12 protein-coding genes are annotated in these 13935 nt (G+C 66.6%); 7 read left to right on the plus strand and 5 right to left on the minus strand.

Annotation, left to right across the window (positions count from 1 at the left end; all coding sequences use genetic code 11):
- From AB5T46_RS17815 to AB5T46_RS17835, 5 genes are all read right to left on the minus strand, one after another.
- Positions 1-881, minus strand: an 881-nt coding sequence (locus tag AB5T46_RS17815) for an arginase family protein (protein ID WP_370565420.1), incomplete at its 3' end; no start/stop codon positions are given.
- 205 nt (positions 882-1086) lie between these two features.
- Positions 1087-1791: an SDR family oxidoreductase gene (locus AB5T46_RS17820; protein ID WP_370565421.1), complete on the minus strand. Its 705-nt coding sequence runs from the start codon at positions 1789-1791 to the stop codon at positions 1087-1089.
- Positions 1792-1974: 183 nt separating this feature from the next.
- Entirely contained in the window at positions 1975-2361 is a 387-nt protein-coding gene (locus AB5T46_RS17825; RefSeq protein ID WP_370565422.1) for a VOC family protein, read from the minus strand.
- Between the two features lie 67 nt (positions 2362-2428).
- Positions 2429-3067, minus strand: coding sequence for an AbiU2 domain-containing protein (locus AB5T46_RS17830; protein ID WP_370565423.1), 639 nt, complete (start codon positions 3065-3067; stop codon positions 2429-2431).
- Between the two features lie 336 nt (positions 3068-3403).
- Complete coding sequence (locus AB5T46_RS17835) at positions 3404-4537, minus strand: substrate-binding domain-containing protein (RefSeq protein ID WP_370565424.1); 1134 nt, start codon at positions 4535-4537, stop codon at positions 3404-3406.
- Between the two features lie 247 nt (positions 4538-4784).
- Between AB5T46_RS17835 and AB5T46_RS17840 the strand changes: the two genes are divergently transcribed.
- From AB5T46_RS17840 to AB5T46_RS17870, 7 genes are all read left to right on the plus strand, one after another.
- Positions 4785-6431 carry an OFA family MFS transporter gene (locus tag AB5T46_RS17840; protein ID WP_370565494.1) on the plus strand — a complete coding sequence of 549 codons (1647 nt, stop codon included), beginning with the start codon at positions 4785-4787 and terminating at the stop codon, positions 6429-6431.
- Positions 6432-6439: 8 nt separating this feature from the next.
- A complete protein-coding gene (locus AB5T46_RS17845; protein WP_370565425.1) occupies positions 6440-6982 on the plus strand; it encodes a formate dehydrogenase subunit gamma in 543 nt (180 codons plus the stop codon).
- A complete protein-coding gene (locus tag AB5T46_RS17850) occupies positions 6979-8610 on the plus strand; it encodes a formate dehydrogenase beta subunit (protein WP_370565426.1) in 1632 nt (543 codons plus the stop codon). Before AB5T46_RS17845 ends, AB5T46_RS17850 begins: the two co-directional genes overlap by 4 nt.
- A gap of 165 nt (positions 8611-8775) precedes the next feature.
- Positions 8776-11736: a formate dehydrogenase subunit alpha gene (fdhF, locus tag AB5T46_RS17855; RefSeq protein ID WP_370565427.1), complete on the plus strand. Its 2961-nt coding sequence runs from the start codon at positions 8776-8778 to the stop codon at positions 11734-11736.
- Positions 11733-12587 carry a formate dehydrogenase accessory sulfurtransferase FdhD gene (fdhD, locus tag AB5T46_RS17860; RefSeq protein WP_370565428.1) on the plus strand — a complete coding sequence of 285 codons (855 nt, stop codon included), beginning with the start codon at positions 11733-11735 and terminating at the stop codon, positions 12585-12587. Before fdhF ends, fdhD begins: the two co-directional genes overlap by 4 nt.
- A complete protein-coding gene (locus AB5T46_RS17865) occupies positions 12584-12844 on the plus strand; it encodes a formate dehydrogenase subunit delta (RefSeq protein WP_370565429.1) in 261 nt (86 codons plus the stop codon). Before fdhD ends, AB5T46_RS17865 begins: the two co-directional genes overlap by 4 nt.
- A gap of 242 nt (positions 12845-13086) precedes the next feature.
- Positions 13087-13896 (plus strand): helix-turn-helix domain-containing protein, encoded by an 810-nt coding sequence (locus tag AB5T46_RS17870; RefSeq protein WP_370565430.1) that lies wholly within the window; start codon positions 13087-13089, stop codon positions 13894-13896.
- The last annotated feature ends 39 nt before the right edge of the window (positions 13897-13935 follow it).

Below are 13935 nucleotides of genomic sequence, written 5' to 3' on the forward strand. Positions count from 1 at the left end.
CTGAGCGCCTTACTTAGGCACGACACAATTCTTGGTGCACACAGCGCCTCCGCATCCAAGTCCGGATCATAGATGGTGATATCCATTCCGAGGCAGCCCGTAGTCGAGCGAGCGGCCGCGATAATATGCGAGAGCTCAGAGAACGAAATGCCTCCCGGCTCTGGGCAATCAGCTGCAAACATCTCGGATGCATCAACAACATCAAAGTCGATGTGCACCCAAAATCCCAACGTTTTGTCCGTGACCACCCGAAGCGCCTGCTCAATGATGTCCTGCCCGGATTCTTGAAGCGCTGTACTTGTCGCAAAATAGATAGACATCTGCTTTAGCTCATCCAAGTGCTCGTCATGCTGACGGGGCCCGAGTACCGCTACATGCTTCGGCTGGAAGTTAGCCCCTGCTGCAGAAAGATTAGTTAGCCCCGCATCGCCGAGGCCAACGGAGATGGCGAGATCTTCGCCGGCAGCGGCGTCAATCTTTCCAGTATTTCCGAGATGTCTGAAGTCGGTATGCCCGTCCAAAAAAAGTAGCCCATGAGTACCGCGTCGCTTTAGTGCCAGGCCTGTCCCGATCAGGATCGAACAGTCGCCGCCCACTACGAGCGGAAACAGGCCGCGCTCCAACGTCTCTTCTACTATTGCAGCCAGCTTTGCTGAATAGGCCGCAATTTCCCGACTGTTCCGAGTGGTATTCCCAGGTTGCCAACTAGGGTCGTAGCGGGGAGGCACTACACAGCCGAGATCGACCGCGTCTAAAGCGCTAATCAACCCCGCATTGCGAAGTGCCCAGGGCATCTTGTAACACCCAGGAACACAACCTTCCTTCGGTGGACGCAAGCCGAGGTTGGAAGGCGCATCAATGACAGCCGTTTTGGGGCGCATAAAGGGTCTCATCAGCAGCTAACGCCTGAATTAAGCCGACCCGCGAAGCGGGTTCGGCTTGAACGAACTGTTAGGCCGCGCCATTGCGCCTGAGGTGTGATAACCGAGCTTTTGCTATGGGCGTTCCGTTGACTGCGTTGATGACAACAGCTCCATAGCGAATCGCTGATCAATCCATCCCTCATGCGACATGATGGGGTGCGGTTCAGACCGAGCGTATCAACCCACCGTCGACCCGGATATTCTGGCCGGTGATGTAGCCAGCATCATCCGACAACAGGAAGGCGATAGTGGCCGCAATTTCCTCAGCCGTGCCGTAGCGCCCCATCGGCACGCTGTCGCGCCGATCGTCTGTTGCGGGAAGACTGTCGATCCAGCCGGGCAGGACATTGTTTATGCGGACATTCTTCGGCGCGTAAGTGTCGGCAAAAATCTTCGTGAAGCTCGCCAGCCCAGCCCGGAAAACCACTGAGGTCGGAAAGAGTGGCGCAGGTTGGAAGGCCCAAGCAGTCGAAATGTTGACGATGGAACCGCCACCCTGCGCTTCCATGATCGGAGTAACCAATCGGATCGGGCGCACCGCACTCAGGAAATAGACCTCCATTCCTCTGTGCCAGTCCTCATCCGAGATTTCGAGGATCGGTGCACGCGGGCCATGACCGGCGGAATTGACCAGAGCATCAACCCGCCCCCATTTCTCCATCGCCAGATCGACCAGTTGCATCAGATCGTCCTGCAATTGGTTCGATCCAGTGACACCTACACCACCCAGCTCCTTGGCAAGCGCCTCACCCTTGCCGGAAGAGGACAGCACAGCAACGCGATAGCCGTCCTGAGCCAATTTCCGTGTGGCGGCTGCGCCCATGCCGGATCCGCCTGCGGTGATCAACGCAACTCTTGCTTCGGACATCAGAGTCTCCGATAAATAGATTCCCGCGGGGGGATTGTGCCGAGTCCCGCGTGATCGTTCCCAGCCGCACCACCCCAAGAACTGCAAGATCAGCCGATGCTGGCTACCGACGAGGCCGTGGCCTGCGCGGCCTAACGCCTGAATTAAGCCGACCCGCGAAGCAGGTTCGGCTTGAATGAATTGTTAGGCCGCAGAGAGCGCACTGACCATGACGTAGTAGCCCTCAGGGTCGCGTAACGCAAACTCTCTAGTGCCCGTGTTGGGATTGACATGCGGTTCTTCCTCAAGCGCAGGAACGAGAGCACGTGCCCGAGACAGTGCTTTGTCAAAGTCATTCACGCGAAAGAACAGGAGCAGCCCGTTGCCAAGCTCTGCGCGGTCAGGGCTGACGAGGGGCGGGTGCTCATGGTCTCCCCACCGATGAAGGCAAAGCAGAACGCTTCCGTCTGTTTCAATGGTGCCGAAATAATCATGGGCAGGCTGGGTGGCGGGCAACCCCAAGAGCGACTGATACCACGCGAAGCTACGGATCACGTCCGTGACGCCGATGATTGTCCACAAGTGCGTCATCGCTGTTCCTGCGGCCTAACGCCTGAATTAAGCCGACCCGCGAAGCGGGTTCGGCTTGAATGAATTGTTAGGGCGCACTTGCCGCTGCTCCAAGACGCTCTAGCTTTTTTAGTTTGTGGACGAGAAGCCTGGCGCCACTATCATCTACGAACATCTCGTACATCGTAGTGCTGTCGCAGAAGTGCAAGTTGAGACGATTGAGAACAGCCCGAAGCGCGGCGAGCATAGCTTCCACCCGCTCACGACTTATGCCGCTCAGCGAGTTGGCAGCTCTGTCCGACAAATAATCATGATCCTGATGGGCAATGCGCTTGTTCCGGTGCTCGCGGGCGAATGAAGCTTCTGTCCTTGCTTTATCGCACAGCGCTTCTATCTCAAGTCTAAGGCTGGAATCAACAGTCAGTTCCGGAAGAGATTGAAGCGTCAAGTTCTTCTTCCCTCCAGTCTTCGGAGGGTCGGTCATTCTCGAGATGCCGAGGAGAACGCTGTCCCAAAGCTCGTCTTGCACGATCTTGAAGAATAGGCCAGATGTCCTGTTGAGCAAATGCACTGTCTCAGGCTCAGAACCAAACAATTGCCGGTATTGCTGCCACAGGATATGAAGCTCAATGAGCTTCCTATGAAGCGCGAAGAAGCTTGCGCCTAGCTCCGGCCCCATGGCCGAAATGTAGTCAGCTAGCACTTCGTCCATTGACCGGGTTGTCATTTGTGCGGCCTAACTACTTAGACCCCTTGCTGGGGCATAGCCCCGACTTTGCTCCGATAAGCAAGAAGCGTCAATCGCGTTTTCCCCCGTTGGAACAGCGACTTGCCGCGAACGTCCGACGCATCTGCCGCGCCGGCAGCAGCGATATCCGGCGAGAGGCCCGAGCTATCCGATATCACGGCGAGCAGACCGGACTATCCCGCGCTGTCCAAGAGTGGATGCCCTCGCCTGTTTGGGCGAAGTCCGCGCCCGCAGGCGGCCCTGGCGCTGCGGCTTGCGTACCGGAATGGCTGTGCACGCAAGGATTTGCCGGTCTATCCGGGGCGGTGGCAGGTGTTATCCGGCGGCGCGTGGCACAGATGGACGCTCCGACGGCGGCGCTCGGCCCACGGCCAGCGCGCGGATCGACGGAAACGCCTCCGGCAGCGTCTGCACTGTGCCGCAGTAGCTCGGGTCGTAGCCGGGCAACTGGCCGAGAGCATGGCGGAAGGCGTCGCCGCGCAGCAGGTCGAGCAGTTCGCCGAGGCGGCCGCTGTCGAGGGTTTCGGCGCGGCAGAGAAAGAAATAATGCTCGGTGGCCAGCGGCACGAAGTCGAGGCCGTAGCGGCGTGCGGGCGGCTCCAGGGCGAGGCCGACGTCGGCCAGGCCGCTGGCGACGTAGGCGGCGACGGCGGCGTGGGTGAGTTCCTCGACGTCGCAGGCGTGGATGGATGTGAAGTCGAGGCCCTGTCGCGCCAGCATGCATTCGAGCAGCAGTCGCGTGCCGGAGCCGGGCTGGCGGTGGATGAAGCGCAGGTCGTCGCGCGACAGGTCGTCGAGCGTGTGCACTTGCTTGGGGTTGCCCGCCGCCAGCACCAGGCCCTGGCGGCGCATGGCCAGGTGCAGCACGCGGTCGTCGGCCAGGTCCAGGCGGTCGAGATAATGCGCGGCCAGTTCGCCTTCCAGTTCGCCGATCGGCAGGTGCAGGCCGGCCAGGTCGCAACTGCAGGCGCGCAGCGCTGCCAGGGCGTCGTCGGGGCTGCGGTACTTGAGGTCGAGCGGCATGCCGTCGTCGGACATCACCCGGCGCAGGGTCTCCACGCCGAAGCCGTGCGAGGCGTGGATGCGCAGCGGCATGGCCTGGGCGCTGACGTAGCGCTCCAGTTCGGTCTCCAGCTCGGTGGCCAGGCTGTCGAGCGTGGGCGAGAGCCGCGCGGCGATGCGCTTGTCGGCCCAGGCCAGGCGTTCACCGATGGGCGTGAGCAGGGCACCGCGGCCGCGGGTCATGCGCAGCAGCGGGCGGCCGAGCACGGTCTCGGCCTGTTTCAACAGGCCCCAGGCGTAGCGGTAGGACAGGTCGACGCGGCGGCAGGCGGCGGCCAGCGAGCCGGCGTCCTGCACCGCCAGCAGCAGGGCGATCAGCCGCGGCGGCAGGCGCGCGCCGCCTTCGGTTTCCAGTTCCCAACCCGGTTGGATCCTGACCTTGAACATCCCGCCTCCGATGTTGCGGTGCAGCCCGGCCGGGGGACCGATTCAACCGGCTGCAGACAGCATGTTATTCGACCATCGAAACATGCAGCACGGCGCCGATCTGTACTAGCCTCGGGTCCGGGCCGGCGCCTTGTTTATGTAATCAATAACATATTTGACGACCGGCAACCGCCAACCAGACACCAGTACCGGGAGGGGATGCGTGTCCAGTCAGCCTTCGAGTGCCGTTCTCGATCCACCGTCGTCCATCACCGTTCCCGGGCTGCTCTCCAGGGAGCGCATCATTGCCAGGCCCGGCTTCAATCGCTGGCTGGTGCCGCCGGCGGCGCTGGCGATCCACCTGTGCATCGGCATGGCCTACGGCTTCAGCGTGTTCTGGCTGCCGTTGTCGATGGCGGTCGGCGTCGACCAGGCGCTCGCCTGCCCGGCCGACATGGGCTTCTTCGCCCGGATTTTCTCCGCCACTTGCGACTGGAAGATCAGCGAACTGCAATGGATGTACACGCTGTTCTTCGTGCTGCTGGGCTGCTCGGCGGCACTGTGGGGCGGCTGGCTGGAACATGCCGGCCCGCGCAAGGCCGGCGTGGTGGCGGCGCTGTGCTGGTGCGGCGGACTGGTGATTTCGGCGCTGGGCGTGCACTGGCACCAGATCTGGATGCTGTGGCTGGGCTCGGGCGTGATCGGCGGCATCGGCCTGGGGCTGGGCTACATCTCGCCGGTGTCGACGTTGATCAAATGGTTCCCGGACCGCCGCGGCATGGCCACCGGCATGGCGATCATGGGCTTCGGCGGCGGCGCGATGATCGGCAGCCCGCTGGCCGACAGCCTGATGCGCTACTTTTCCACGCCCACGTCGGTCGGGGTGATGCAGACCTTCCTGGTGATGGCGGCGCTGTATTTCGCCTTCATGATGGCCGGCGCGTTCGGCTATCGCGTGCCGCCCACCGGCTGGAAACCCGCCGGCTGGACGCCGCCCGCGCAGAACGGCAACGCCATGATCACCCAGGGCCACGTGCACGTGAAAAAGGTCTGGGGCATTCCGCAGTTCTGGCTGGTGTGGGCGGTGCTGTGCCTCAACGTGTCGGCCGGCATCGGCGTGATCGGCATGGCCTCGCCGATGCTGCAGGAGATGTTCGGCGGCCGCCTGCTTGGCATCGACGCCGGCTTCGGCGAGCTGGACGCCACGCAGCTCGGCGCGATCGCGGCGATCGCGGCCGGCTTCACCGGCCTGCTCAGCCTGTTCAACATCGGCGGGCGGTTCTTCTGGGCGTCGATGTCGGACAAGCTGGGCCGCAAGAACACGTACACGGTCTTCTTCCTGCTCGGCATCGTGCTGTACGCCAGCGCGCCGAGCCTGGGCACGGCCGGCAGCATCGCGTTGTTCGTGTTCGCATTCGGGGTGATCCTGTCGATGTACGGCGGCGGCTTCGCCACGGTGCCGGCGTACCTGGCCGACCTGTTCGGCACGCAGATGGTCGGCGCCATCCACGGCCGCCTGCTGACCGCCTGGGCCACCGCCGGCATCCTCGGCCCGGTGGTGGTGGGCTACATGCGCGAGTACCAGCTGGGCCTTGGCATGCCGCCTTCGCAGGTCTACAACACCACCATGTATATCCTCGTGGGGATGCTGGTGCTGGGCCTGGTCTGCAATCTTCTGGTGCGTCCGGTGAATCCGAAGCACTTCATGACCCCGGAGGAGCTGGCGCACGAGAAGCGGCTGGCGCACGAGAAGATCGATGCCGGCGGCGCGTCCACGATTCCGCAGGACGAAATGTTGCGGATCGGCCGCGGCGGCAATCCGCTGCTGGTCGCCGCTGCCTGGGCGGCCGTGGGCCTGCCGCTGCTCTGGGGGGTGTGGATCACCCTGGACAAGGCACTGGTCCTGTTCCGCTGAGGCGACCGATGGGCAAGCGCACGAGAAAGATCGATTCGGTGACCGAGGTGGTGCCGCAATTGGCGGCATCGCAGCAGCAGGCGGTCGCCACCGCGCTGGAGCGGCATCGCACGCGGCCCGGGGCGCTGCTGCCGATCCTGCACGAGGTGCAGGACGCGCTCGGCTACGTGCCCGAAGGCGCGGTGGCGCCGATCGCCGCTGCGTTGAACATCAGCCGCGCCGACGTGCACGGCACGATCAGTTTCTACCACGAGTTCCGCACCTCGCCCCCGGGCCGGCACGTGCTGCGGTTGTGCGGCGCCGAAGCCTGCCAGTCGATGGGCGCACGCGCGCTCGAACGACATGCGCGCCAGCGTTTGGGGCTGGCGCCCGGACAACGCGACAGCCGCGACCGCCGGTTCACCCTGGAACCGGTGTACTGCCTCGGCAACTGCGCGCTGTCGCCGGCACTGCTGCTGGACGGCGAACTATACGGCCGGGTCACGCCGCAACGCTTCGACGAACTGGTCGATGGCTGCGATGTCGGAACCCTCGAAGGAAGTACAGCATGAGCGCGACCACGCTCTACGTGCCACGCGACGCCGCCGCCGTCTCGGTCGGCGCCGATCGCGTCGCCGAGGCGATCCGGCGCGAGGCCGCGGCGCGCGGTGCCGAAGTCCGCATCGTCCGCAATGGCTCGCGCGGGCTGCTGTGGCTGGAGCCGCTGGTCGAGGTGGTCACGGCGCAGGGCCGCATCGCCTATGCACCGGTGACGCCGGCCGACGTGGCCGCGCTGTTCGACGCCGGCTGGCTGCACGGCGACGCGCATGCGTTGCGGCTGGGCGACATCACCCGGCACCCCTACTTCGCCGGGCAGGAGCGGTTGACCTTCGCCCGCGTCGGCGTCATCGACCCGGTCGATCCCGACGACTACGCCGCCCACGGCGGCTGGAAAGGCCTGCAGCGCGCCCTGGACATGTCGCCGGCCGAGATCGTCCAGGCCGTCACCGACTCCGGACTGCGCGGCCGCGGCGGCGCTGCCTTCCCGGCCGGCATCAAGTGGAAAACGGTGCTCGAAGCGCCGGTCAGCCGATCGACAACCCCGGATGCTGCGGCACAGGGCACTTCCGATTCCCGATTCCCGACTCCCGATTCCCGGCCCTCCAAATACATCGTCTGCAACGCCGACGAGGGCGACTCGGGCACGTTCTCCGACCGCATGCTGATGGAAGGCGATCCGTTCTGCCTGATCGAGGGCATGGCGATCGCCGGCGTCGCGGTCGGCGCCACCCAGGGCTACATCTACCTGCGCAGCGAATACCCGCACGCCTGGCGCGTGCTCAACGAGGCGATCGCGCGCGCCTACGCCGCCGGCTGGCTGGGCGCGGACATCGGCGGCTCCGGCCGGCGCTTCGACCTGGAGGTGCGGCTCGGCGCCGGCGCCTACATCTGCGGCGAGGAGACGTCGCTGCTGGAAAGCCTGGAAGGCAAGCGCGGCATGATCCGCTTCAAGCCGCCGCTGCCGGCGATCGCCGGCCTGTTCGGCCGGCCCACGGTGATCAACAACGTGATCAGCCTGGCCTCGGTGCCGTTCATCCTGGCCGAGGGCGGGGCCGCCTATCGCGACTACGGCGTCGGCCGCTCGCGCGGGACCCTGCCGCTGCAGCTGGCCGGCAACATCCGGCACGGCGGGCTGGTGGAAAAGGCCTTCGGCCTGACCCTGCGCGAGCTGCTCTACGACTACGGCGGCGGTTCGGCCTCCGGCCGGCCGATCCGTGCGGTGCAGGTCGGCGGGCCGCTCGGCGCCTACCTGCCCGAGTCGCGGTTCGACACGCCGATCGACTACGAGGCGTTCACCGCGATCGGCGCGATGCTCGGCCACGGCGGCATCGTCGTGTTCGACGACAGCGTCGACATGCGCGAACAGGCGCGCTTCGCGATGGAGTTCTGCGCGATCGAGTCCTGCGGCAAGTGCACGCCGTGCCGGATCGGCTCGACCCGCGGGGTCGAGGTGATCGACCGCATCGCCGCCGCGCCCGACCCCGCCGCGCAGCAGGTGCTGCTGCGCGACCTGTGCGACACCCTGCTGCACGGCTCGCTGTGCGCACTCGGCGGGTTGACGCCCTATCCCGTGCTCAGCGCGCTGGATCATTTTCCCGAGGACTTCGAGCCTCGCAAGACGCGCGAGGCTGCAGCGTAGCTGCAGACGGACATGTCCGATTTTCTTTTCCCCACTCACCCATCGTCATTCCCGCGCAGGCGGGAATCCATGGACTTTGCCCCACAGCACGTCGTAAACGAAGATGAAGTCCTTGGATTCCCGCCTGCGCGGGAATGGCGGCGTACTGGTTCCTAGGAGACCGCCATGCGCTCCATTGCCGAAAACGACCTGGGCACGCCCGATCCGCAGCTCTTCCAACTCGAACCGCTGCAGAAGGTTCGCGTGGAGATCGACGGCATGCCTGTCGCGGTGCCCGAAGGCACCTCGGTCATGCGCGCGGCCGTCATCGCCGGCACCAAGATCCCGAAGCTGTGCGCGACCGACTCGCTGGAGGCGTTCGGCTCGTGCCGGCTGTGCCTGGTGGAGATCGAGGGCCGCAAGGGCTATCCCGCTTCCTGCACCACCGAGGTCGCCGAGGGCATGCGGGTGCGCACGCAGTCGCCGAAGCTGGCGCAGCTGCGCCGCGGGGTGATGGAGCTGTACATCTCCGACCATCCGCTCGACTGCCTCACCTGCCCCGCCAACGGCCATTGCGAACTGCAGGACATGGCCGGCGCGGTCGGCCTGCGCGAGGTGCGCTACGGCTACGACGGCGCCAATCATGTTTTTGCGAGCATCCCCGCTCGCGAAGACCAAACAGCCGCCATCCATGGCCGCACTTCTCGACAGGCTCCCAATCCGCTGTACTCCCCCAAGGACGAATCCAACCCCTACTTCGCCTTCGATCCGTCCAAGTGCATCGTCTGCTCGCGCTGCGTGCGCGCCTGCGAGGAGGTGCAGGGCACGTTCGCGCTGACCATCCAGGGCCGCGGTTTCGAGTCCAAGGTCGCCGCCAGCCAGGACCAGCCCTTCCTCGATTCCGAATGCGTGAGCTGCGGGGCCTGCGTGCAGGCCTGCCCGACGGCGACGCTGTCGGAGAAGTCGCTGATCACGATGGGCCAGGCCGACCACAGCGTAATCACCACCTGCGCCTATTGCGGCGTCGGCTGCTCGTTCCGCGCCGAGATGCAGGGCGACGAACTGGTGCGCATGGTGCCCAACCAGGACGGCCACGCCAACCACGGCCACTCCTGCGTCAAGGGCCGCTTCGCGATCGGCTATGCCACCCATCCCGACCGCATCACCACGCCGATGATCCGAGAGAAGATCACCGATCCCTGGCGGGTGGTGAGCTGGGAGGAGGCGATCGCGCATACCGCGCGCGAGTTCAAGCGCATCCAGGCCGAGCACGGCAAATTCTCGATCGGCGGCATCACCTCCTCGCGGTGCACCAACGAGGAGACCTATCTGGTGCAGAAGCTGGTTCGCGCGGGCTTCGGCAACAACAACGTCGACACCTGCGCGCGCGTGTGCCATTCGCCGACCGGCTACGGGCTGAAGCAGACGCTGGGCGAGTCGGCCGGCACTCAGGATTTCGATTCGGTGCTGCATGCCGACGTGATCATGGTGATCGGCGCCAACCCGACCGACGGCCACCCGGTGTTCGCCTCGCAGATGAAACGCCGGTTGCGCGGCGACGACGGCCGCGACCCGGCGCGGCTGATCGTGATCGATCCGCGCCGCATCGACATCATCAAGACCCCGCACGTCCAGGCCGACCATCACCTCAAGCTGCGCCCGGGCACGAACGTTGCCGTGCTCAACGCGCTGGCGCACGTGGTCGTCACCGAAGGGCTGGTCGACGAAGCCTTCGTCGCGGCGCGCTGCGAGCCGGAGGCATTCGACAAGTGGCGCGCCTTCGTCGCCGACCCGGCGCAGTCGCCGGAAGCGATGGAGACCGAACTCGGCGTCCCGGCGGCCGAGATACGCGCGGCCGCACGCCTGTACGCCACCGGCGGCAACGGCGCGATCTACTACGGCCTCGGCGTCACCGAGCATTCGCAGGGATCGACCGCGGTGATGGCGATCGCCAACCTGGCCATGGCCACCGGCAACCTCGGCCGCCGCGGCGTCGGCGTCAACCCGCTGCGCGGGCAGAACAACGTGCAGGGCTCCTGCGACATGGGCTCGTTCCCGCACGAGCTGCCCGGCTACCGGCACGTCTCCGACGCCGAGGTGCGCGGCCTGTTCGAGCGCGAGTGGAACGTGAGCCTGCACGACGAGCCGGGCCTGCGCATCCCCAACATGTTCGAGGCCGCGCTCGACGGCGAGTTCAAGGGCCTGTACATCGAGGGCGAGGACATCGGCCAGTCCGACCCCAACACCCGCCACGTCACCGCCGCGCTGTCGGCGATGGAATGCGTGGTGGTGCAGGACCTGTTCCTCAACGAGACCGCCAAGTACGCGCACGTGTTCCTGCCCGGCAGCTCGTTCATGGAGAAGGACGGCACCTTCACCAATGCCGAGCGCCGCATCTCGCGGGTGCGCAGGATCATGGCGCCCAAGGCCGGCTACGCCGACTGGGAGATCACCCAGCTGCTGTCGAACGCGATGGGCTATCCGATGCACTACACGCACCCGTCGCAGATCATGGACGAGATCGCGCGGCTCACCCCGACCTTCACCGGCGTCAGCTTCGACCGCATCGACGAACTGGGCAGCATCCAGTGGCCCTGCAACGAAACCCATCCGGACGGCACGCCGACCATGCATGTCGACGAGTTCGTACGCGGCAAGGGCAAGTTCATGCTGACCGGCTACGTCCCGACCCGCGAGAAGGTCAACGGGCGCTTCCCGCTGCTGCTGACCACCGGGCGCATCCTCAGCCAGTACAACGTCGGCGCGCAGACCCGGCGCACGCCCAACTCCACCTGGCACGACGAGGACCGGCTGGAGATCCATCCGCACGACGCCGAGGAGCGCGGCATCGCGCACGACGACTGGGTCGGCGTGGAGAGCCGCGCCGGCGACACCGTGCTGCGCGCGCGCATCACCGACCGCGTGCAGCCGGGCGTGATCTACACCACCTTCCACTTCCCCGGGTCCGGCGCCAACGTCATCACCACCGACAATTCCGACTGGGCGACCAACTGCCCCGAGTACAAGGTCACGGCGGTGCAGGTGACCCGCGTCACCCAACCGTCCGAATGGCAGCGGCGGCACCAGGCGTTCGACACGCTGCAGGAGTCGCTGCTGCCCGAAGCCGCCGCCATGGTCCGGCCGTGAGCGCCGCCGTGGCCGATGCCCCGCCATCGCAGGCACCGCTGCCGGGCAGCGCGCTGCGCCCGGTCGAGCGCCACCGTGGGCAGGGCGAGCGTCGCTACGACGACCACGTCGCCGAGGAGGTACCGGTCGCCTTCGTCTACAACGACCGGCCGTTCGCGGTGATGATGGCCACGCCGGCCGACCTGGAGGATTTCGCGCTCGGCTTCGCGCTGAGCGAGGGCATCGTCGCCGACACGAGGGAGGCGCGCATCGAAAGCGTCGAGCACCTGCTGGAAGGCGTGGAGATCCGGCTGCACATTCCCGGACACCGCGCGCGGGCGCTGGACCACCGCCGCCGCAGTCTCAGCGGCCGCAGCGGCTGCGGCATCTGCGGCAGCGAACTGCTGGAGGCCGCGCTGCGCCGCCCCGAGCCCGTAGGCCCCGGGGTGACGATCGCCGAGCGTGCGCTGTACGCGGCGTTGCGCGGGCTGCGCGAGGGCCAGGCGTTGAACGCCCGCACCGGCGCCACCCATGCCGCCGGCTGGGCCGATGCCGACGGCCGGATCCTGCTGCTGCGCGAGGACGTCGGCCGCCACAACGCGCTCGACAAGCTGATCGGCGCCATGGCCCGCGGCGGGCACGATCCGCAGGCCGGATTCGCCGTGGTCACCAGCCGCGCCAGCTACGAGATGGCGATGAAGGCGGCCGGCGCCGGCATCGCCCTGCTCGCCGCGATCTCGGCACCGACGGCGCTGGCGATCTCGCTGGCCGAGCGCGCCAACCTCACCCTGATCGGTTTCGCGCGCGACGACGGCTACGCCGTCTACACGCATCCACGCCGCATCGACGCGGGCAACGGAGACGGCACGTGAACGCTGAGCGCCTGGCCGAGATGGCCAACGACATCGCCGCCTATTTCCGTTCCGAGCCGGACCACGCCGCGGCCGTGGCCGGCATGGTGATGCACCTGCAGCGCTTCTGGGAGCCGCGCATGCGCGTGCAGATCGTGCGCCATTTGCAGGATGGCGCGGGCGATCTCGATCCGCTTGCGCGCGAGGCGGTGGCCGAACTCGGCCGGCAGGCCGGCCCGGCACCGGCCGGGCAAGGCGGCGAGCAGGTCGCCGGATAGCGCCGCCGGGGCCGAAAGATCTGCGTGCTCTTGGGGCGTCTTCGTATCAAATACTTACTTGGAGTCGACAACCTCGTCGTCCCCGCGCAGGACCTGCCCCGCGAGCGACTTTCTGCCATCTGGGCATAAGGCGTCCTGATTGGCGTCGAGTCTCAGCTGCGCCTGCTCGTGGTGCCCCGGACGCCGTCATCCGGCACGGCGGGCGGGGGTATGCTGCATGCGAATCCCCGGGAGGCACGCCGATGCCGCTGCTCTCGCTCGCGCCGCCGCCGCCGCTCGACGCCCTGGTCGAGTCGATATGGGACTGGCAGGACGCACCGCGGGCCCATCGCTTCGAGCGCATGCTGCCGTCGCCGCGTCCGCAACTGATCTTCAACCTGGCCGAGGACGAGACCCGCGTCTACGACGAGGCCTTCGGCGTGCGGCGCAACGCCGGCGCCGCGCTGGACGCTCCCTCGCACCGCAGCTTCGTTATCGACACCGCCGAACAGGTCGCGGTGACCGGGATCGTGTTCCGGGCCGGCGCCGCCGCGCCGTTCTTCCGCGAGCGCATGGACCGGATCGTCAACAGCCACGTCGACCTCGACGCACTGGCCGCCGGTGATGCGCGCACGCTGCGGCTGCGCCTGCTCGAGGCTGCCGACGGCCGCCAGCGGCTGCAGGTCGTGCACGCCTGGCTGCTGCGCGCGCTCGGCAATGCGCGCCCGCACCCGGCCGTCGCGCATGCGCTGCGCCTGTTCGACGCCTCGCCCGAGATACAGCGCATCGGCGCGATCGCCGCGCACTGCCGGATGTCGCCGCGACGCTTCGGCGAGCTGTTCCGCGAGCAGGTGGGCATGTCGCCCAAGCGCTACGCGCGGCTGCGGCGCTTCCGCCGGGTGGTGGCCCAGGTACACCGGCAGCAGGCCGTCGACTGGGCCGGGGTGGCGGTTGACTGCGGCTTCCACGACCAGCCGCACCTGGCGCACGAGTTCCGCGCCTTCTCCGGCATGACGCCCGGCGAGTACGCGCGGCGACAGGGACGCTGGCCCGACCACGTGCCGCTGCCGTAGAAATCTCCGGCGCGCGACATCCGCCGGAATCTACAAGAC

Origin of the sequence: Luteimonas salinilitoris, from assembly GCF_041300785.1 — a bacterium.
Taxonomy (GTDB): Bacteria; Pseudomonadota; Gammaproteobacteria; order Xanthomonadales; family Xanthomonadaceae; genus Luteimonas; species Luteimonas salinilitoris.